This is a genomic window from Streptomyces viridochromogenes DSM 40736 (assembly GCF_000158955.1).
GTDB classification, from domain to species: Bacteria; Actinomycetota; Actinomycetes; order Streptomycetales; family Streptomycetaceae; genus Streptomyces; species Streptomyces venetus.
Genome location: NZ_GG657757.1, coordinates 8049674 through 8068908, shown reverse-complemented (window position 1 = coordinate 8068908; position 19235 = coordinate 8049674). Strand labels below are relative to the sequence as shown.

Annotated in this window: 16 protein-coding genes, 5 pseudogenes and 1 riboswitch; of the genes and pseudogenes, 14 read left to right on the top strand and 7 right to left on the bottom strand. The window is 73.4% G+C overall.

Annotated features, from left to right (window positions below):
- Positions 1–623, bottom strand: a 623-nt coding sequence (locus tag SSQG_RS35345) for a sigma-70 family RNA polymerase sigma factor (protein WP_003994798.1), incomplete at its 3' end; no start/stop codon positions are given.
- Positions 624–817: 194 nt separating this feature from the next.
- The gene (locus SSQG_RS35340) at positions 818–1501 is read right to left on the bottom strand and encodes a hypothetical protein (protein ID WP_003994797.1); all 684 of its coding nucleotides are present in this window, start codon (positions 1499–1501) and stop codon (positions 818–820) included.
- A 146-nt stretch (positions 1502–1647) separates the two neighbouring features.
- On the opposite strand from SSQG_RS35340, the gene SSQG_RS35335 reads away from it, so the two are divergent.
- The gene (locus tag SSQG_RS35335; protein WP_003994796.1) at positions 1648–2445 is read left to right on the top strand and encodes an SDR family NAD(P)-dependent oxidoreductase; all 798 of its coding nucleotides are present in this window, start codon (positions 1648–1650) and stop codon (positions 2443–2445) included.
- Between the two features lie 24 nt (positions 2446–2469).
- On the opposite strand, the pseudogene SSQG_RS44170 reads toward SSQG_RS35335, so the two are convergent.
- Positions 2470–3297 (bottom strand): annotated as a pseudogene (locus SSQG_RS44170) (class I SAM-dependent methyltransferase).
- A 175-nt stretch (positions 3298–3472) separates the two neighbouring features.
- Here SSQG_RS44170 and SSQG_RS35325 point away from each other — a divergent pair.
- From SSQG_RS35325 to SSQG_RS35280, 11 genes and pseudogenes are all read left to right on the top strand, one after another.
- Positions 3473–4270: a VOC family protein gene (locus tag SSQG_RS35325; RefSeq protein ID WP_003994794.1), complete on the top strand. Its 798-nt coding sequence runs from the start codon at positions 3473–3475 to the stop codon at positions 4268–4270.
- Between the two features lie 605 nt (positions 4271–4875).
- The gene (locus SSQG_RS35320) at positions 4876–5412 is read left to right on the top strand and encodes a GNAT family N-acetyltransferase (protein WP_039934319.1); all 537 of its coding nucleotides are present in this window, start codon (positions 4876–4878) and stop codon (positions 5410–5412) included.
- Positions 5413–5798: 386 nt separating this feature from the next.
- Positions 5799–7341, top strand: a pseudogene (locus tag SSQG_RS35315) (ABC transporter permease subunit).
- Positions 7338–8627 carry an MDR family MFS transporter gene (locus tag SSQG_RS35310; protein WP_003994791.1) on the top strand — a complete coding sequence of 430 codons (1290 nt, stop codon included), beginning with the start codon at positions 7338–7340 and terminating at the stop codon, positions 8625–8627. The pseudogene SSQG_RS35315 and the gene SSQG_RS35310 overlap by 4 nt, the downstream one beginning before the upstream one ends.
- Before the next feature lie 148 nt (positions 8628–8775).
- Entirely contained in the window at positions 8776–10161 is a 1386-nt protein-coding gene (locus tag SSQG_RS35305) for a serine/threonine-protein kinase (protein WP_003994790.1), read from the top strand.
- Between the two features lie 77 nt (positions 10162–10238).
- Positions 10239–10423, top strand: a riboswitch (cobalamin riboswitch).
- A 30-nt stretch (positions 10424–10453) separates the two neighbouring features.
- Positions 10454–11161 (top strand): energy-coupling factor ABC transporter permease, encoded by a 708-nt coding sequence (locus tag SSQG_RS35300; RefSeq protein WP_003994789.1) that lies wholly within the window; start codon positions 10454–10456, stop codon positions 11159–11161.
- A complete protein-coding gene (locus tag SSQG_RS35295; RefSeq protein WP_003994788.1) occupies positions 11158–11526 on the top strand; it encodes an energy-coupling factor ABC transporter substrate-binding protein in 369 nt (122 codons plus the stop codon). The genes SSQG_RS35300 and SSQG_RS35295 overlap by 4 nt, the downstream gene beginning before the upstream one ends.
- 5 nt (positions 11527–11531) lie before the next feature.
- Positions 11532–12282, top strand: a pseudogene (gene cbiQ, locus SSQG_RS40070) (cobalt ECF transporter T component CbiQ).
- Positions 12279–13133, top strand: a complete 855-nt coding sequence (locus SSQG_RS35290) for an energy-coupling factor ABC transporter ATP-binding protein (protein ID WP_003994786.1) — start codon at positions 12279–12281, stop codon at positions 13131–13133. Before cbiQ ends, SSQG_RS35290 begins: the two are co-directional and overlap by 4 nt.
- 256 nt (positions 13134–13389) lie before the next feature.
- Complete coding sequence (locus tag SSQG_RS35285; RefSeq protein ID WP_039935681.1) at positions 13390–14037, top strand: maleylpyruvate isomerase N-terminal domain-containing protein; 648 nt, start codon at positions 13390–13392, stop codon at positions 14035–14037.
- Positions 14034–14252, top strand: coding sequence for an STAS domain-containing protein (locus SSQG_RS35280; protein ID WP_003994784.1), 219 nt, complete (start codon positions 14034–14036; stop codon positions 14250–14252). Before SSQG_RS35285 ends, SSQG_RS35280 begins: the two co-directional genes overlap by 4 nt.
- Before the next feature lie 38 nt (positions 14253–14290).
- On the opposite strand, the pseudogene SSQG_RS35275 reads toward SSQG_RS35280, so the two are convergent.
- Positions 14291–14743: pseudogene (locus SSQG_RS35275) on the bottom strand (zinc-dependent alcohol dehydrogenase); the annotation flags it as partial.
- Here SSQG_RS35275 and SSQG_RS35270 point away from each other — a divergent pair.
- Complete coding sequence (locus SSQG_RS35270; protein ID WP_003994783.1) at positions 14733–15269, top strand: TetR/AcrR family transcriptional regulator; 537 nt, start codon at positions 14733–14735, stop codon at positions 15267–15269. The pseudogene SSQG_RS35275 and the gene SSQG_RS35270 overlap by 11 nt on opposite strands.
- Here SSQG_RS35270 and SSQG_RS35265 read toward each other — a convergent pair.
- Positions 15259–15726: a hypothetical protein gene (locus SSQG_RS35265; RefSeq protein ID WP_003994781.1), complete on the bottom strand. Its 468-nt coding sequence runs from the start codon at positions 15724–15726 to the stop codon at positions 15259–15261. The genes SSQG_RS35270 and SSQG_RS35265 overlap by 11 nt on opposite strands.
- Before the next feature lie 246 nt (positions 15727–15972).
- Here SSQG_RS35265 and SSQG_RS35260 point away from each other — a divergent pair, with 246 nt between their 5' ends.
- Positions 15973–17769 carry an ABC transporter ATP-binding protein gene (locus SSQG_RS35260; RefSeq protein WP_078506978.1) on the top strand — a complete coding sequence of 599 codons (1797 nt, stop codon included), beginning with the start codon at positions 15973–15975 and terminating at the stop codon, positions 17767–17769.
- Positions 17770–17892: 123 nt separating this feature from the next.
- On the opposite strand, the pseudogene SSQG_RS43250 reads toward SSQG_RS35260, so the two are convergent.
- Both SSQG_RS43250 and SSQG_RS35255 read right to left on the bottom strand, forming a co-directional pair.
- Positions 17893–18000 (bottom strand): annotated as a pseudogene (locus SSQG_RS43250) (type 1 glutamine amidotransferase domain-containing protein); the annotation flags it as partial.
- Between the two features lie 12 nt (positions 18001–18012).
- Positions 18013–18951 (bottom strand): glutathione S-transferase C-terminal domain-containing protein, encoded by a 939-nt coding sequence (locus tag SSQG_RS35255; RefSeq protein ID WP_052310392.1) that lies wholly within the window; start codon positions 18949–18951, stop codon positions 18013–18015.
- Positions 18952–19235: the final 284 nt, after the last annotated feature.

Below are 19235 nucleotides of genomic sequence, written 5' to 3'. Positions count from 1 at the left end.
GCGGCCAGGGCGGGTGACACGGCGGGCGGCGCCTCCGCCTCGGCGAGCAGGGCGAGGAGCGACGCCCGGGCGCGCGCCACACGGGAGCGGACGGTGCCGATCGGGCAGCCGCTCAGCTCGGCGGCCTCCGCGTACGGAAGACCGAGGAGCTGTGTGAGGACGAACGCCTCACGCCGCTCGTCCGGCAGTCCGGCCAGCAGCTCCAGCAGTGCGACACCGTCGTCGAAGCCGGGCAGTCCTCGGGGCTGGGCGAGTTCGACCGCCAGCTCCCAGTCCGGCAGGTCGGCCCGGCGGGGGCGTACGGCGGTGTACCGGAGGCTGTCGGCCACCGCACGCCGGGCGATGGCCAGCAGCCAGGCACGGGCCGAGGAGCGGCCCTCGAACCGGTGCAGGCTGCCGAGGGCCCGCAGGAACGTGTCCTGCGCCAGGTCGTCCACGGCCTGCGGATCGGCACACAGGTGGGCGACGTAGCGGATGACGTCACGGTGCAGGGCGCGCACGAAGCGGTCGACGGCCGCGGCGTCACCGCCACGGGCGGCCAGTGCCCAGGCGGTTATCGACTCGTCGGCCGGCGCCGAGGGCTCGGTTCTCTCGCGGGACAGGGGCAGGGCAGGAGTGATCACCTGATGTCCTTCTCGGGATGCCGGGACCACGGGCGTGCGGGCACGCGTGCGCACGGGACGCCGGGCGTGCGCGCGTGGCCGCGCGGTCCTGGTGAGTGAGGGATGCGGTCGTACCCGTACGGCGTTGCCCGCCGGCACGGACGTACGACCGGCTCCGGGGCGCACAGGGGCTGCCCCGGGACCACCGGCTGCCGTCAGACGGCAGCGGCCCTCACGGGCGGCCCTCGAGAGGTGATCGCGTGGACGAGAAGGAGGAGGCGCGGCGCCCGGTCCGAGGACGGTCGCCGTACGCGCACGGGCGGGGGCGGCGGGGCCGGCAGGGCGAACAGCAGCCGCAGCGGCGCGGCCAGCCGGCCGGCCACGGCACGCAGCAGGCGGAACACGGCCCGCTCCCCGTGGCCCAGCCACAGTCCGCACAGGAGGGCGGCGAGCAGGTGGGCGGCGAGCATGCCGAGCGACGAGTCACCGCCCGGGAGGTGTCCCGCGTGCCCCATGGCACCCGCGTCCACGGACTCCATGTGCAGGGATCCCATATGCGTGGACCCCATGTGCGTGGACCCCATGTGCATGGACCCCATGTGCATGGAGTCCGCTGCCCTGGAACCCGCTGTTCCGGCGGGCGGCGACGGCGACATGAGGGAGAACGCCGAGTGCAGGGCCGTCTGCACGGCCACGGCGACGGCGACGACCAGCCGCAGACCGCGCTCGCGGCCCGCCAGGCACCAGCCCGCCACACCGGTCACGGCCCAGCCGGCCGCCAGGGTCCGCGGCGGCACGTGGTCGCCGGACATCATGACGTGGCCCAGGGCGGCGAGCACGACACAGACGGCCGCGAACACCGCGGCCCGTGTCGTGCGAGCACACCACCCAGCTGTCATGGCGCCTCATCCTCGCATCCGGCCCCGCTCGTTCACCCATGGGTACGGAAACCGCCGGGGCCGGGCACTCAACACACGGTATGTGATCCAGGCCACTGCCCGTCCCGGAGTCGATGCCTCCGGCCGGGCCTCATACAGTTCTCGCCATGACGACACGACCGACACCGGCCGAACAGGCGTACCTCTCCGAGTTGTTCTCCCTGAAGGGCCGGGTCGCGGTGGTCACGGGCGGCAGTTCCGGTATCGGCCGCGCCATCACGGGCGCCCTCGCGCGTGCCGGGGCGAGCGTGGTGGTCGTAGCCCGCGGCGAGGCCGGACTCACCTCGACCGTCGAGGAGCTGACGGCCGAGGGCTGCCGCGCCGCGTGGGTCAGCGCGGACCTGAGCACGCGTGAGGGTGTGCGGACGGCCGCCGAGCGGGCCGCCGAGGTGTTCGGGGAGCCCGACATCCTCGTCAACAGCGCCGGGATCAACCTGCGCCCGCCGATGGACGAACTCACCGAGGACGTCTGGGACGTGACGATGGCCGTCAACCTGGAGGCCCCCTTCCTGCTGGGTCAGCGTTTCGGCCCCGGTATGGCGAAGCGCGGGTACGGGCGCATCGTGCACATCAGCTCCCAGCAGGCGCACCGGGCGTTCGTCCAGAGCGGTGCCTACGGCGCCTCCAAGGGCGGGCTGGAGGCGCTGGCGCGGTCCCAGGCCGAGGCGTGGTCGCCGCGCGGTGTCACCTGCAACGTGCTGGTGCCGGGCTTCGTCATGACACCGCTCAACGCGCGGCTGTCCTCGGATCCGGAGAAGGTGGCCGCCCTCGCGGCCCGCACCATGATCGGGCGGAACGGCCTGGCGGAGGACTTCGCGGGTGCGGCGGTCTTCCTGGCGAGCCCGGCTTCCGCCTACCTCACGGGCCAGTCGGTCTACGTCGACGGCGGTCTGTCCGTCCACTGAAATCCGTCCCGGTGCCCTTCCGGGTCAGTACAGGGAGGCGTCCGTCCGCCACACGAAGACCTCCGTGCTCGGCCCGCGTTCGGAGAACAGGCCCGGCTCGGAGGCCTCCCGCAGCAGCCCGCGCAGGTCCTCCTCGAAGTCGTCGCGGCGCCCTTCGAACAGATGCGGCGCCGAGAACGACATCGAGAACACCCAGGCGACGACGTCGTCGACGGTCCGCTCCAGTGTCCGGCCGCCGGGCACCACGAGGCGCCGGGGTCCGGCGAAACCCGCCCGGGCGAACACCTCGGCCTCGCCGCCCGGTGTTCCCTGCGGCAGCAGACCTCGGCCTGCTCGCCGTACGGGCCCCAGGTACCGCTTGACCAGCTCGTCCACCGACAGAAGAAAGGGGACCGCCGGGTGAAGAGCAGGCACGAAAAGCGGTCGGCTCCTCGGTCTTCAGGTCGGAGAATGTGCACCAGGGCCCCACCGGGCCGGAGCAAGCCCAAAACGGTCGCCGCGACCAGGTCGCGGTCCATCCAGTGGAAGGACTGTCCGAAGGTGGCGACCGTGAAGGTGCCGAGCCCGGCGGGCAGCGTCTCGGCACGGGCCCGCACCCACCGGGTCTTCTCCCCCAGTCCCCGGCCGGCGGCCCCGCGCGCCGCTTCGGCGATCATCCCGCCGTCGGCGTCCACACCGACGACCTCGCCGAACAGATGGGCAAGGCCCAGGGCGAGGGTCCCGGGCCCGCAGCCCACGTCGATCAGACGCCCCCTCCCGTCGAGCCGCAGCGCCTCCGCGAGCGCGTCCGCCAGCCCGGGGGCGTACGGCAGCCTTCCCCGCCCGTAGTAGGCGGGCGGCCCCCGCGAACATCGTGTCGTCCCACACCCACCGGGTCCACCCCGACCACCCATCCCTCACAGCGCCAGATCCGCGACCACCCTGGCCGGGCGATGGACCCGATGCTCCCACGGGCCTCCGACGGGCGAGTGCCGGTGCCCGGTGTCACGCTGGGGCCACAGAGGATCAGTGGAAGGGAAGCATCGCCATGATCACCACGGAGTTCGCCCCCGGTTCCCCCTGTTGGCTCGACCTCGGAGCTCCGGACGTCCGGACCGCCGCGTCCTTCTACGGCGCCGTGCTCGGCTGGGAGTACGAGCCCATGGGCCAGAGCGAGGACTTCGAAGGAGGGATGTTCCGGAAGGACGGCAAGATCGTCGCCGGGCTCGGCAAGCTCACGGAGGAAGGGGCGCGCCCGGCCTGGATGCTCTACTTCAGCGTCACCGACGCGGATGCCACCACGCAGGCCGTGCAGCAGGCGGGTGGCACCGTGCGGGTGCCGCCGATGGACCTCGACGACTGGGGCCGGATGGCGCAGTACAGCGACCCGCTGGGAGGCCAGTTCGCCGTCTGGCAGCCGGGGACCAACAAGGGGGTCGATCTGGTGGACCAGCCGGGCTCGCTGTCCTGGACCGAGCTGTACACGAGCGACGCGGCGGCCGCGAAGGAGTTCTACGGCGGCCTCTTCGGCTGGCAGTTCAGCGACACGCAGCTGCCGGGCGGCGGGGGCACGTACACCCTCATCACCCCCGCCGGCCTGCCCGAGGAACGTATGCACGGCGGCCTCATGGAGCTCGACAAGGAGCAGCTGTCACTCGCGGGCGGGCGGCCGTACTGGCACCCGGTCTTCGCCGTGGCGGACTGCGACGCAGCGGTGGCCGCGGTCACCGGGAACGGCGGCAGCGTACAGATGGGCCCCGCGGACGTGGAGGGCGTCGGCAGGCTGGCCGTCTGCCTGGACCCGGCGAACGCGGACTTCGTCGTGCTCGCCCCGGCCGGGAGCTGAAGCGGCCGTCCCCGTGCGCAGTCCTGGCGGACCGCCCGGTCCCGCGCGTCACCACCAGCGGTGACGGTCGCCGGCGAGGCGCCGGTCGCCGAGCGGCTGCACCTCGCGGGCGTTGCCGTCGGTCCAGGCAAGGGTGGGCCTCGCCCGGGACGTCCTCCAGGTGGTACGTACGGTCGCCGACGCTCATCAGGCACTCCTGCCCGGGCGGCGGCTCGGCCTTCACCGTGCCCTCCTCCGGCCGGTCGCGGCCGGGACCGTGCCGCTTCGGGCGCTCGAGGCGCAGCCGCATGGTGAGCCGTGCCGGGTGGCGCAGGCGCAGCGGCGGCAGGGCCGAGACGTCGGTGTCCTGCGGCCGGATGTCGACCGGGCTCTGGTTCAGCAGTGGGGTACCCGCGGCGGACTGCGCGGGGGTGGTGAGGGACACGGGCGATCACCTTCGGTCGGAGGGCGGCCGGACCATGCCTTTCCCTCTGCCGCGCCAGGGACGCACGAAGTCACGCGGACCGCTCAATACCTGACGGCGCCTCGATGCGCCACGGGCGCGCCCCACAGGACGGGCACCGGCCCCTGAATGAGCCCGGAAGCCACTTGCATATGATGTGCAAATGCACGACTACAGCATCAGGACAGCCACACCTGGGGACATCGACGGGGCGCGGGTGGTGATGCTGGACGCCGTGTACCGCGACTTCGGCACCGGCTTCGTGCCGCGTTGGCACGCCGACATCATCGACCCGGTGTCCTTCTACGTCGAACCGCCGCGCCACACGCTCCTGGTCGCCGTGGACGAGCGGGACGGCACAGTGGCGGCCACGGGGGCGCTGGACGCGCGCGGGCCGGCGCATCCACCGAACCCGCGCTGGCTGGCGGAACGGTTCCCCTCCGGCGAGACGGCTCAGCTCCGGCGGGTGTACGTCAGCTCCGGGCACCGGCGGCGCGGGCTGGCCCGGCGGCTCGTGGCAGGCCTGGTCGACTTCGCACGGGCCGACGGTGGTTACCGGTCCGTGTATCTGCACACGTATCCGCACTCACCCGGCGCGATGGGCCTGTGGCGGTCGCAGGGCAAGGTGGTGTGCGACGAGCGGGAGGAAGTGCCCGGCGGGGGCAGCGGCGTGGTGCACTTCGAGATTCCCTTCGCCTGAGCAACCCGGGGAAGACACTGAACACCGCGATCTCACCCTTGGCCAAGGGCCTCGCCGCCCTGCGCGTGCTCGCGCGTGGCGGCGGCCCGACGCTGCTGTGGCGGGCCCTGCTCGCGGCCGCCCTGGTCGGCGCGATCGGCCTGCTGCCGTGGCTGTCGCGCACCGACCCGGCGCTGACCGTGCTCAAGGCCCGCTCGGCGGACCGCGACCCCACGCCCGGTACGCTGCGCGCGATCCGGGACGAACTCGGGCTCGACGACGGACCCTTGGCCCTGCTCGGCCGGTGGCTGAGCGGACTGCCGCACGGGGACGCGGGCACCTCGTGGGTGTCCGGCGCCCAGGTGCTGCCCTCCGTCACGCAGGCGCTCGGCATGTCGCTGCTGCTGATGTCCGGGGCTCTCGCGGTCGCCGCGGCCACGGTGACGGCGGTGTGCGCCCCGGACGCTCCGCCTCGGCGCGCGAGGCCGGCTCGGCGCGCGCGGGCGCGGCGGTACGGCGACCGCGATGCTGGCCGCGCTGCCCGAGTTCCTGGTCGCCTCGGTGCTGGCCTCCGTGATCGGTGTGCGGCTGGGCTGGCTGCCCGCGCTGGGCTGGTACGGGCCGCAGTGGATGGTGCTGCCCTCACTGGCCCTCGGTCTGCCCGCCGGAGCGCTGCTCGGACGGCTGCTGGACGACCTGCTGCCCGGTGCGTTCGCCGAATCCTGGGCGCCGGCCGCAGCGGCGCGCGGTGTCCCACCGACGTCGGTGGCGCGGCAGGCGGTGCGCCGCTGTGTGCCCGGACTGCTGCCCAACCTGGGCCTGTTCGTGGTCGGCCTGACCGGCGGATCCGTCGCCGTGGAGCAGGTCTTCGACATCCCGGGCCTCGGCCGGCTCACGCTGCACGCCGCCCTCGCCCAGGATCTGCCCGTCCTGCAGAGCGGCACGCTCGCCCTGGTCCTGCTCGCGGCCACCGCCGGCGTCCTCGCCCGGCTCGCGGCCCGGCTGCTGACCGGGCCCGCCTTGCGCGACGGCGCCCTGCACTCCCTGCACCGGCCCGGCCCGCCGGCGCCCCGCGCCCTGCCGCTGCTGTACGGGGCGGTGCTCACGGCCGTCATCGGTCTCGGACTGCCCCGCGACCCCCTCGCCCTGGACGCCCTCGCCCGGCTGCGAGCCCCGTCTCCGGCGCACCCCTTCGGGACGGACGCGCTCGGCCGTGATGTCCTCGCCCGGGTCTCGCACGGCGCGCTCACCACGCTCGGCATCGCCCTGGCGGTGAGCGCCGCCGCCCTCGTCACCGGGCTGCTGCTGGGGCTGTTGCCGAGGCTGTCCGGGCCGCTGGTCGACACCGTCAGCGCCGTACCGCCCGTGCTGGCCGGTCTTCTCGTCGCCGGGGCCGCGGGCAGCGGCCCGTGGACACCCGCCCTCGCCGTCGGCGCCGTCGCCTGGTCCCCGCTGGCCGCCCACACCTCCGCACTGCTGCGTCAGGAGCGCGCGACCACGCACCTGGCCGCCACCCGTGCGCTGGGCGCCGGGCGCGGGTATCTGCTCCGGCACGAACTGCTGCCGGCCGTCCTGCCACCGGTGGCCCGGCACGCGTTGCTCCGGCTGCCCGGCATCGCGCTGGGTCTGGCCGCGCTCGGCTTCCTCGGCCTGGGCGCCCAGCCGCCGTCTCCCGAGTGGGGGCTGCTGCTCGCCGAGAACCAGCCGTACGCCGAACGGGCCCCGTGGGCCGTCCTCTTCCCCGCCGCCGTGCTCGCCCTGCTGGGAGCGCTCGCGGTAACGGCCACCGGGGGTGTACGGCTGCCCCGGCGGCGTGAACGGCGGCGCGAGCGGCCCGGCGGAACGGCCGGTCCACCCGGAGCACGGATCACGCCCGCCCCGCGGCGGCGGTCGCACCAGCCCGACGCCCTCCTGAGCCCTGTGACCACCCCACCGGCGCAAGAACGATGACCGACCCCGCCTCCCGTGCCCTGGGCCGTCGGGCCTCCCGTACGACGCCCAGGGCTCCGCGCCAGAGCACCTGGCGGCTCTGGAAGGAGCTCTCGCCGCTGCCGCGGCTGCTGATCCTGACGCAACTCGCCTTCAACATCGGCTTCTACGCCGTCCTGCCGTTCCTCGCCGAACATCTGGGCACCGCGATCGGCATGGCGGGCTGGCTGGTCGGCTTCGTCCTCGGACTGCGCACCTTCAGTCAGCAAGGGCTGTTCGTGGTGGGCGGCCTGCTCGTCGACCGGTGGGGAGTCCGCCCGGTGGTGCTGGCCGGCTGCGTGCTGCGGATCGCCGGGTTCGCGTGGCTCGGGTACGCGGAGGCGACCTGGTCCGTGATCGGCGCCGTGCTCGTCATCGGGTTCGCCGCCGCGCTGTTCTCCCCCGCCGTGGAGTCCGAGGTGGCCCGCCAGGCGGTGGACTGGGAAGCGGCAGGGCATGGGGCGCGCACCCGTGTCCTGGCCCTGTTCAGCGTGGCGGGCCAGATCGGGGCCTTCGTCGGCCCGCTGCTCGGCGGGCTGCTGCTCGCCGTCGACTTCCGCACCGCGTGCCTCGCGGGAGCCGCGGTCTTCGTGCTGGTCCTCGCCGGGCATCTGTGGCTGATGCCGCGGCACATCCCGGGCCGGGTTCGCGCCCCGCAGCGGGGCGGTGCACGGGTGCTGCCGCGCGACCGCCGCTTCCTGGCGCTGTGTTGCGCGTACGGCTCGTACCTGCTCGCCTACAACCAGCTGTATCTGGCGCTGCCGGACGAGGTGCAGCGCGCTGCGGGCTCCCAGGCGCCGCTGTCCTGGCTGTTCGCGCTCTCCTCGGTGCTCGTGGTCTTCGCTCAGCTGCGCGTGACCGGCTGGGCCGGCGACCGGCTCGACCTGCGCCGCTCCATGACCGCCGGGCTGCTGCTGATCGCGTCCGGTTTCGCGGTGGTGGCCGTCGCGCGCCCCGCCGGCTGGACGGGCGTCGCCGGACTGCTGCCGGCCGCGGGTTTCGTCGTGCTGCTGACGGTGGGGCAGATGCTGGTCGTGCCCGCCGCCCGGGCCTGGGTGCCCGACCTGGCCGAGGAGGGCCGGATCGGCCTCTACACGGGTGCGCTGTCGTCCGTCTCCGGTCTGATCGTGCTCGCGGGCAGCGCGGCCACCGGCTTCCTGCTCGACCTGGGCCTCCCGGCCTCCGTGCCCTGGCTGGTCCTCGCCGTCGTGACGGCCCTCGCGGTGACGCTGCTTCCGCGCCGGGGGCAGGAGGGCTCGGCGGCCTGAACAGGACCGGGCGCGGACACGACTGGCCACGACGGTCACGCGGCGCCAGTATCCTGGGTCGGCTGCGGCACCTCCATCAACCTCTGCGGGAAAGCGGGGAGTTGCGCCTGCGGCGACGACCTTCCCACGAGCATGAGGACGAGGACGAGTGCTGCTAGCGGGCCGCTACCGGCTGGACACTGAGATCGGGCGCGGCGGAATGGGAGAGGTCTGGCGTGCGTACGACCAGATGCTCGCCAGGGCGGTGGCGGTCAAGTTGCTGCTGCCCCAGGACACGGACGCGACGGCGGCCTCCCGGTTCCGCCTGGAGGCCCAGACCGCCGGGCGTCTCAACCACCCCAACCTCGTCGGTGTCCTGGACTTCGGCGAGCACGACAACCGGCTGTTCCTGGTGATGGAACTGGTCGACGGCGACAGCCTCTCCGGGGTGCTGGCCGTCTCCGGCGCGCTCACCGCCGAGCGGGTGGCGGCCCTCGCCGCGCAGGCCGCCGCCGGACTCGCCGCCGCGCACGAGCAGGGCATCGTGCACCGGGACGTCAAACCCGCCAACCTCCTGCTGGACGCCCACGGCACGCTCAAGATCGGCGACTTCGGCATCGCGCGCTTCCTCGACGATCCCGGCGCGGCCCTCACCGCGACCGGCCAGATCGTCGGCACCGGCCTCTACCTCGCACCGGAACGGGCCCTGGGCAAGCCCGCGAGCCCCGCCTCCGACATGTACTCCCTGGGCTGCGTGCTCTACCAGCTCCTCAGCGGCCGCCCGCCGTTCCAGGCCGACACCGCCGTCGCACTCCTCCACCAGCATCTCGACAACGCCCCCGTGCCGCCCCGCGAGCTGGGTGTCACCGGTCTCCCGCCGGCCTTCGAGAGCTACCTCCTCGCCCTGCTCGCCAAGCAGCCCGAGGACCGGCCCACTGCGCAGCAGACCGCCGAGTGGTTCGCCGGCGGCGCCTGGCGGGGTCTGCCCGAACCGCTGCCGCAGGCCGCGTTCCCGGCGGCGCCCTCCGGGCCGGGAGCGTACGCGGCGGCCGAGACCGGCGGACCGGCCACGTACACGCTGCCGACGGGGTCCCGCACCGCCCGGGAGGGGCGTTCACGTCGCGCCGCTCCGCGCAACGCCCGGGGCAGCCGGCCGCGCGTGGCCGCGACGGCCGCGGCGGCGGCCCTCTTCCTGGCCGCGATGCTCGCCGGCATGATGTGGTTCTCGCCCGACGACACCGCGACGGAGGGCACGGAACCCGACGCGTCCCCGTCCGCGAGCAGCCCTGCCGCCTCCTCGTCAGCCGAGTCCGCCGACCCTCTCGTGTCCGCCCCGGCGGCCGACGGGGCGCCGACCGTCGGCACAGTGGCCGATGTCACTCCCTCCACCACGGCACCCGCTCCCCCGACCCCCGCGGACCCGGCACCCAGCCCCACGACCCCGACGGAGGAGGCGACTGACACCAAGCCGGAGAAGGCGGACAAGCCCCAGGAAGAAAAGCCCGAACCGCCCCGGGAGGGCCCGGGGGGCGATGACGACGAGGGCGACGGCTGAGGGGTTCTGCGCCGGTGTGCCGGGGGGCGCCCCTTGCGCGCCCCCTCGGGTGGCTTGTCATCGCCCTTGTCGCGGCACTACTGTCACCACGCCTTGGTGAACGGGAAATCCGGTGTGATGCCGGTGCGGCCCTCGCCACTGTGATCGGGAAGTCCGGCTCCGGCCCTCGCGGGCGGCCACTGGGTCCTCAGGGACCCGGGAAGGCGGAGTACGGGCGGTGGGACCCGTGAGCCAGGAGACCGGCCAAGGCGCGTCAACCATCCACGAGGTGCTGGAGAGGGTCTGCTGAGCCATGCACATAGCCGAGGGTTTCCTTCCTCCGGCGCACGCGGTCGCCTGGGGCGTCGCATCGGCGCCGTTCGTCGTCCACGGGGCCCGGTCACTCACCCGTGAAGTGCGCGAGCATCCCGAGAGCACCCTGCTCCTCGGTGCCTCCGGTGCCTTCACGTTCGTCCTGTCCGCCCTGAAACTGCCCTCCGTCACCGGCAGTTGTTCCCACCCCACCGGCACGGGCCTGGGAGCCATCCTGTTTAGGCCGCCCGTCATGGCGGTGCTGGGCACCATCACCCTGCTCTTCCAGGCCCTGCTGCTCGCGCACGGCGGTCTCACCACGCTCGGCGCCAACGTCTTCTCCATGGCGATCGTCGGGCCCTGGGCCGGGTACGCGGTGTACAAGCTGCTGCGGCGGTTCGACGTGCCGCTGATGGTCGCCGTGTTCTTCGCCGCGTTCTTCGCCGACCTGTCCACCTACTGCGTCACCAGCGTGCAGCTGGCGCTGGCCTTCCCCGACCCAGGCAGCGGGTTCCTGGGAGCGCTCGGCAAGTTCGGCTCCATCTTCGCGGTCACGCAGATTCCGCTCGCCGTGAGCGAGGGTCTGCTGACGGTGCTCGTGATGCGGCTGCTGGTGCAGTCCAGCAAGGGCGAGCTGACCCGGCTGGGTGTGCTCCTCGCCGAGAAGCGGTCCCGGACCGAGGCCGGGGCCGAGGCGGTGACCCGATGAGCAGGAACACGAAGATCAACGTCCTGCTGCTGGTCCTCGTGGCCGCGCTGGCCGTGCTGCCGCTCGCGCTCGGCCTCGGCGACCACAAGAAGGAGCCCTTCACGGGCTCCGACGGCGAGGCCGAGACGGCGATCACCGAGATCGAGCCGGACTACAAGCCGTGGTTCTCGCCGCTGTACGAACCGCCGTCCGGTGAGATCGAGTCGGCCCTGTTCTCCCTCCAGGCGGCTCTCGGCGCCGGTGTCCTCGCCTACTACTTCGGCCTGCGCCGGGGCCGGCGGCAGGGCGAGCAGCGGGCACTGGAGCGTGCCGCGGCGAGCCAGGACCGCGACACGGCCGAGGAGTCCACGGTCGAGAGGGCCTGAGTCGCGTGCTGCCGATCGACGCGGCGGCGCACAGCAGTCGCTGGCGCCGCCGTCATCCCGTGGACAAGGCCGTGCTCGGACTGGGCCTGACCGTGCTGGCCGTCTCGCTGCCGCCCTGGCCGGGCGCGGCCCTGGTGCTCGTGACGGCCCTGGTGGTGCTGCTGGGTCCGGCCGGTGTGCCCCGGCAACGGCTGTGGCGGGCCTACCGGGTGCCGTTGGGGTTCTGCGTGACGGGCGCGATCACGCTGCTCGTCCAGGTCGGCGGGCCGGGAGGGTTCGTCTCCCTCGCCCACGACGGGCCCGTCCGGGCCGGTGAGTTGCTGCTGCGCACCTCCGCGGCCTCCCTGGGCGTGCTGCTGTTCGCCTTCACGACGCCCATGTCGGACCTGCTGCCGCGGCTGGTCCGGGCCGGGATCCCGGCGCCCGTCGTGGACGTGGCGCTCGTGACGTACCGCATGAGCTTCCTGCTGCTGGACTCCGTGCGCCGGGTCCGCGACGCGCAGGCCGCCCGGCTCGGGCACACCTCGCGGGCCGCCGCCTGGCGTTCGCTGGGCGGGCTCGGCGCCACCGCGTTCGTCCGGGCCTTCGACCGGGCGGCCCGCCTCCAGGCCGGTCTCGCCGGGCGCGGCTACGACGGCACACTGCGCGTCCTGCTGCCCGAAGCCCCGCGTCTCCGCCCGCTTCACGGCCGCCAGTTGCGCGCTCCTCGCGGCGCTGGCCGTCCTCACCTTCGCACTGGAAAGGCCGCTGACATGAGCGAGCCCGCCCTCGTCGCCCTGCGCGGCGCGTCCTTCGCCTACGAGGACGGCCCGGCCGTGCTCAGCGGCCTCGACTTCGACATCCGCGAGGGGCGTGCGCTCGCCCTGCTCGGCCGCAACGGCAGCGGCAAGACCACGCTGATGCGGCTGCTCAGCGGCGGACTGCGGCCAAACGAGGGCCGGTTGACGGTCGGCGGGCAGCCGGTGACCTACGACCGCAAGGGCCTGACGCGACTGCGGACGACCGTCCAGCTGGTAGTGCAGGACCCGGACGACCAGCTGTTCGCGGCCTCCGTCGAACAGGACGTGTCGTTCGGGCCGCTGAACCTCGGTCTGCCCGACGGGGAGGTGCGGGCGCGGGTGGCGGAGGCGCTCGCCGCGCTGGACATCACCGCCCTGGCCGACCGGCCCACCCATCTGCTCTCCTACGGGCAGCGCAAACGCACCGCCATCGCGGGGGCGGTCGCCATGCGACCCCGGGTGCTGATCCTCGACGAGCCGACGGCCGGCCTCGACCCGGACGGTCAGGAACGCCTCCTCACCACGCTCGACGGGCTCCGCGATGCCGGTACCACGGTGGTGATGGCCACCCATGACGTCGACCTCGCCCTGCGCTGGGCCGACGACGCGGCGCTGCTCACCCCGTCCGGTGTCCGCACCGGCCCCGCCCCCGTGGCGCTGGCCCGGACCGATCTCCTCCGGGAGGCGGGGCTGCGGCTGCCGTGGGGGGCCGCGGTCACCGATCTCCTGCGGGCCCAGGGGCTGTTGACCGGGTCGGCGCCCGGTCCGCGCACCGCGGACGAACTCGCCGCCCTCGCGACCGAACGGCTGGGTGCGTCCGGCCGTTGAGCGCCGGTGCGCCCCTGGCCGGGTCAGTCAGCTCGCCGTCGCCTCGGCCGCCGCCCGGCCCGCCGTACGGCCGGAGAAGAGGCAGCCGCCTGGCCGCCAGAGCTGGGCGGATGAACTGGCGGGCACGGGAGGGGAGTTGACCGGAGGTCATGGTGTGGAAGTCGCGTGCGGACCGGTCGGGCACATCGACCGCCGACATGTGCTTGTCCGCCGCGACGGCACGGCACTACGGTGCCGACGTGGATCACGTGGAAACATCTCACGCTCCTGGACGGCATTGCGCACGGCGGTCGCCGGGCTCTCCGACGAGGACTTCGCACGGCCGTCCGGCTGCACGGGCTGGCTGGTGCGGGACCTGGTGTGCCATCTGGTCATCGACGCCCAGGACGTCCTGATCACCCTCGCCACCCCGTCCGACCGGGAACCGACCCGGGACGCGGTGAGCTACTGGGACGTCAGCGCCGCACCGCCGACCGGTGAGGACCCGCTCGACGCGCTGACGGTCCGGCTGGCCGCCGCGTACGAGGACCCGAGGCTGCTCGTGTTCCACCTGGACGACGTCGGCTCGGCCGCGGGCCGCGCCGCCCTGCTCGCCGACCCGGCCCTCAGGGTCGGCACCCGCGACGAGGTCCTCACCGTGGCCGACTACCTCTCGGCGTACGTCATGGAGTGGACCCTGCACCACCTCGACCTGATCGCGTACCTGCCGGACCCGGAACAACCGCCTGCGGAGGGACTCACCCGGTCCCGCGAGATGCTGGAGCGGATCGCGGGGAGCCCCTTCCCCGCGTCGTTCCACGACCTGGACGCCCTGCTGGTCGGCACGGGCCGGCGCGCGCCGACGGCGGCGGAGCGATCCGAGCTGGGTGACCTCGCCGCGCGGCTCCCGCTCTGTCTGGGATGACCGCCCGCCCCCGGCACACGGCGCCGCCCGATCTGTCCGGGCTGGAGTTCTGCGACTCCTCCGGCATCACCGTGTTCCCCGCCGCCCGCCAGCGCGCCCTGGACGCCGGGGCCGACGTCGCCCTGGCCGCCGTACCGGCCAATCTGCTGCGCGTCCTCACGCTGGTCGGCCTCGACCGGGTCTTCACACTGCTCCCGGACAGCCCCACGCCATGACGGTTCCGGCAGGCCGGGGGGCGAGCGCCCGGGAGTGGTCAGTCGCCGGACCTGACGAAGACCGGCTTGAGGTGTCTCTCCGGCAGCGCGGCCGGCAGGTCCTCCCAGTCCATGACGTGGGAGACGACCTTCCGGGGGTCGACCTTGCCGGAGGCGGCGAGTTCGAGGGCGTCGGGGATGTGGGCGCGTACGCTGTCGCGGGCGATGCGCAGGGTGACGCCGGTGAGGTACATGTCGAGCAGGGGCAGCTCGCCGGGGCGGAAGTGGTTGCCCGCGCTCTCGCAGATCCCTTCCGGTGTCAGGCACTTGACGGCCAGCGAGAGCTGTTCGACGCGACCGGTGGCCTCGACGGCGATGTCGTAGCCCTGCGGGATCGGTTCCAGGGTCTCGGCGGTGGCGGCTCCGAAGGCCCTGGCCAGGTCGCGGTGTCCGGGGTCGGGGTCGACGTAGAGCACGTCGGAGGCGCCCAGCGCGCGGGCGATGTCGCAGATCAGCCGGCGCGGCCTGAACGCGACGAGCATCCGCGAGACGGCCAAGCACGCGAGGGCACCGCTCGGCTCGACCTACCACTACTTCCCCGAGGGCAAGCAGCAGTTGGCCACGGAGGCCGTGCGCCACACCGGCGCATGGGCCGCCCGCAGCCTGCGCCGGGAGTTGGAGGCGGGCCCGGTCGCGGGACTGCGGGCCTTTCTCGCCCTGTGGCGCAAGATCGTCGTGGACAGCGACTTCCGGGCCGGCTGCCCGGTCCTCGCCGTCTCCATCGAGGAGCCTCCCGCGGACGAGACGCCCACCGCCCTGACGGCCGCCGCCGAGGTCTTCGACGAATGGGAGAGCCTGCTGGCCGGCTCCCTGCGCGAGCACGGCGCCGAGCCCGAGCAGGCGGCACAGGTCGCGACGCTCGTCGTCGCCGCGGTCGAGGGGACCGTGGCCATGTGCCGCGCCAAGCGCAGCACCCAGCCGCTGGACCGCACCGCGGCCCAGCTTGAGGCGCTGATCCTCACCACGATCAGGACCTGACCGCCAACGCCGCCCGAACGGCCTCGGCCCGTTCCTCGGTGAACACCCCGCTCGCGAGCAACGGCAGGATCGACAGCACACCGCCGGAGGCACCCCAACTGCCTTCGTCGATCACCCGGAAGGTGACCCACCACGCAGGCGAGGGCTCGCCCCGCCCGCACGCCGCCGCCAGTGCGGCGAGGATCCGCTCGATGACCTGAGCCCGCACGTCCGCCTGCCAGGCGGCGTCCATCACCGCGACGTCGACGGCCATCACGTCGGCCTCCGGTCCGGCATCCGCCAACAGCCGCCCGCCGATGGCCATCATGTCCCGCTCGCGCTCGACGAAGTACACCTGGAACCCGACCCGGGCGGCCGGCGCGGGCTGCCCGACCTCGGGCACCAGCACCGCGTCGGTCAGCGTCCGAGCGAGCTCGCGACGCCGCTCGACACCGAGGCGTTCCGTCCGACCACGCACGAAGCACAGGGGCTGATGTCACGGCGACCCGTGGGCCGCCCGGCACCACCGCCCGCCCCGAGTCCGCCCACCGTGCCTCCCGGGCGCTCCCCGCGCACCACCGCCCGGCCGGAAAACGCTTGGACTCCGTGGTCGCTCTCGCGGGACACTTCCGGACTCGACCCGAAATCCACGCATTCGTTGCGGCGATGCCCCCTGCCCGCGCAGACACGGTGGCGGTCAGCCGCAGGACGACACAGGGGTGGGATGGAAACGCCGGAATCACGCAGGATTCGGCCGGGCAAGCGCTCGGTGCTGCTCGCGCTTCGCTACTACGGACGGGAGTTGGCCCGGCTCCGCCGCTGGACGGCACCCGCCATGGTGCTCTCGGCGCTCGGCAACATCGGCATCAACTACGTGGCGCCTCTGATCGTCGCCAAGCTCGTCGGCGACATGGCCGGCGACCGTGACGTCACGGTCTCCTCGACACTGCCGTACGTACTGGGCTTCGCCGGCGTCCTGCTGCTCGCGGAGGCGCTGTGGCGCGTCGCCCTGCACTGTCTCAACCGCCTTGACGCCCTCGGCATCGAGCACCTGTACGTGATCGGGATGGACGAACTGTTCGCCAAGGACGCGGCGTTCTTCCAGGACAACTTCGCCGGGTCGCTGACCAAGCGCGTGCTGAGCTTCGCCTCCCGGTTCGAACCGTGCGTGGACACCCTGACGTTCCAGATCGTGGGCAACTTCGTACCGCTGACGTTCGGGGCCGTGGTGCTCTGGCGCTACGAACCGCTGCTCGTCGTCGGGCTGCTGGCGATGATCGCGCTGACGGCGGTGCTGGTCGTGCCTCTCATCCGGCGCCGCCAGCGGCTGGTCCACCAGCGTGAGGAGGCGATCGCCCTGGTGTCGGGCCATGTCGCCGACAGCCTGATGAACATGGACACGGTACGGGCGTTCGCCGCCGAGGAGCGCGAGGCCGCCGAGCACCGCTCCCGCGTCGCCACGTCACGCCGGCTCACCCTGCGGTCGTGGGACTACGGCAACCTGCGCATCGACACGCTGGTGGCGCCGATGTCGGTGCTGACCAACGCGGTGGGCCTGCTGCTCGCGGTCAGGCTCGCCGGGGGCGCGCAGGGCGTGGAGGCGATCGTGGTGGCCTTCACCTATTACAGCAACGCCACCCGGATCATGTTCGACTTCAACCAGATCTACCGCCGTCTGGAGAGCTCGATGACGGAGGCCGCGCAGTTCACCGAGCTGCTGCTGACGCCGCCGACCGTGCTCGATCCGGCGGTCCCTGAGCCGCTGCGGCCCCGGGCCGCCGATGTCCGCTTCGAGAAGGTGACCTTCGCCCACCGGGGCGGCCGGCCGCTGTTCGAGGGACTCGACCTGGACGTGCCGAGCGGGGCCAAGCTCGGCCTGGTCGGCCGGTCCGGCGGCGGCAAGACGTCCCTCACCCGGCTGCTCCTGCGGATGACGGACATCGACGGCGGCCGCATCCTGGTCGGTGGCCAGGACATCAGCCGGCTGCGCCAGGCCGACCTGCGCAGCCAGATCGCCTACGTGCCGCAGGACCCGGCGATGTTCCACCGCACCCTGCGGGACAACATCTCGTTCGCCCGGCCGGACGCCACCGACGCCGAGATCCGCCGCGCGGCCGAGGCAGCCCATGTCACGGAGTTCGCCGACACGTTGCCGGACGGCTTCGACACCATGGTGGGCGAGCGTGGAGTGAAGCTGTCCGGCGGTCAGCGCCAGCGGGTGGCGCTCGCCCGGGCGATCCTGCGTGACGCGCCGATCCTGCTGCTCGACGAGGCGACCAGCGCCCTGGACTCGGAGAGCGAGCTCCTCGTGCAGGAGGCGCTGTGGCGGCTGATGGAGGGACGGACCGCGCTCGTGGTGGCGCACCGGCTGAGCACGGTCGCCACCATGGACCAGCTCGTCGTCCTCGACCGCGGGCGGATCGTCGAACAGGGCACCCATCAGGAGCTGCTCGCGTCCGACGGCGCCTACGCGAAGCTGTGGCAGCACCAGTCGGGCGGCTTCCTCGACGACGCGCCCTAGACGAGGTCCAGCCTGCCCTGCACGAGGTGGTACTTCTCGGGCCAGTCGATCGCGTTCTGCGTGGTCATCAGGTTCCTTCGGTGGGTGCGGTCCCAGAGCGTGCGGTCTCGGGCAAGTGCGGTGTCAGGGAAGCTTCTTGAGCAGTTCGGCGGCGAGCGGGCCCGAGGAGGCGGGGTTCTGGCCGGTGACGACATTGCGCTCGACCACGACGTGCGGCGCCCACGGCTCCCCGTGCCAGGAGGGTCAGGCCGGGCCGGACGGACCGAGGTGGAGTGCGGAGTGCCGTTGCGTGGGGCCGTAGGTGGCGTCCGTGATGTGAGCCGCCCAGTCCAGGATCTGCACCGCCGCCCCCGCGGCCTCCAGTCCTTGACACCGGGCGTGGTGCCTGCGGGCGATGCCGTCCAGGTCGAGATGACGGCCGAAGGCGGGGTGTGCGGCGAGCCGCCGGGCGTACGCCCACAGGTGCGGATGGCCGGCGACACGGTGGACCGCGGCGGCGTCCAGGTGCAGGCGGTGCACGGTGTCGAGTTGGACCAGCGCGACCCACAACCGCACGTCGGCGGCGGTCATCCGGTCGCCCAGCACGAAGTCCTGGTGAACGAGCCGGGCCTCCAGGCTGCCCAGGACGCGCAGCAGGGAACTGAGGGCGCTACCGCGCGCCTCCTCGTCGACGTCGGCCTGCCCGGCCCGCTGGGCGGCTTCGTCGATGTGGTACCGGCAGAGGCGTTCGACGGCCTCGATCTCCTCCTCCGCGCCGTGCGGGTGGAGGACGGGCCGGTCCGGGTTGTCGTCACCGAAGTGCCGGGCCAGGTCATGGAGGATGTGTGCGGAGTGGCTGTTGACGATCCGTCCGGTCCAGGTGTCGCTCAGGACCGGTGCGACGGCCGGCCCGGAGTGCCGGTGCGAGCCGGCCTCGTACAGGGGGAGCAGCGCGGAGTGTCCGCCGTCGGGCCTGTCGGGAACGGCCGGCAGCAGCTCGACCGGAAGGGTCTCTTCCAGGCCGAGCAGGCTGTGCGTGATGGCGATCCGCAGGCTGTGCGGGGAGGACAGCGAGAGGTGGAGGCGGTAGCGGCGCGGCACGGCGTAGTAGCCGCTGTTCGCGTCGCACCCGATCCTGCCTCGGAACGACGGTGACGGCGAGGAGGGGAGGGACATCACGGTGGACAGGGGTGCGGCGGGCATGTGTCTCCCTGGGTCCGGGTCCGGCTTGGTTCGCGCGGGTGCGGCGGCGCACACGGGGTGGGTGCGCGGGGTGGGTGCGCGGCGGCGTCGGCGCACACCCGTGGGCGGCGGGGTGCGGTGCCGGTGGGCACCGCCGGTTCAGCGCAGAGGCCTCGCCGCGCTGCAGACGCGCAGGAGATCGATGTGCCTGCGGGAGGTGAGGAGGAGAGACGACCGGCCCGCGCGGACCGCGCGGTCGGCGGGCGACTCCGGACGCTCCATCATTTCCTACCCGTTCACTGGGA

Bases quoted from the DNA above. Each gene is read 5' to 3' on its own strand.
- SSQG_RS35325 (WP_003994794.1), top strand. From the start codon at position 3,473: ATGATCACCACGGAGTTCGCCCCCGGTTCCCCCTGTTGGCTCGACCTC.
- SSQG_RS35280 (WP_003994784.1), top strand. From the start codon at position 14,034: ATGACCGCCCGCCCCCGGCACACGGCGCCGCCCGATCTGTCCGGGCTG.
- SSQG_RS35295 (WP_003994788.1), top strand. From the start codon at position 11,158: ATGAGCAGGAACACGAAGATCAACGTCCTGCTGCTGGTCCTCGTGGCC.
- SSQG_RS35310 (WP_003994791.1), top strand. From the start codon at position 7,338: ATGACCGACCCCGCCTCCCGTGCCCTGGGCCGTCGGGCCTCCCGTACG.
- SSQG_RS35260 (WP_078506978.1), top strand. From the start codon at position 15,973: ATGGAAACGCCGGAATCACGCAGGATTCGGCCGGGCAAGCGCTCGGTG.
- SSQG_RS35300 (WP_003994789.1), top strand. From the start codon at position 10,454: ATGCACATAGCCGAGGGTTTCCTTCCTCCGGCGCACGCGGTCGCCTGG.
- SSQG_RS35320 (WP_039934319.1), top strand. From the start codon at position 4,876: ATGCACGACTACAGCATCAGGACAGCCACACCTGGGGACATCGACGGG.
- SSQG_RS35270 (WP_003994783.1), top strand. From the start codon at position 14,733: ATGTCGCAGATCAGCCGGCGCGGCCTGAACGCGACGAGCATCCGCGAG.
- SSQG_RS35290 (WP_003994786.1), top strand. From the start codon at position 12,279: ATGAGCGAGCCCGCCCTCGTCGCCCTGCGCGGCGCGTCCTTCGCCTAC.
- SSQG_RS35335 (WP_003994796.1), top strand. From the start codon at position 1,648: ATGACGACACGACCGACACCGGCCGAACAGGCGTACCTCTCCGAGTTG.
- SSQG_RS35340 (WP_003994797.1), bottom strand. From the start codon at position 1,501: ATGACAGCTGGGTGGTGTGCTCGCACGACACGGGCCGCGGTGTTCGCG.
- SSQG_RS35255 (WP_052310392.1), bottom strand. From the start codon at position 18,951: ATGCCCGCCGCACCCCTGTCCACCGTGATGTCCCTCCCCTCCTCGCCG.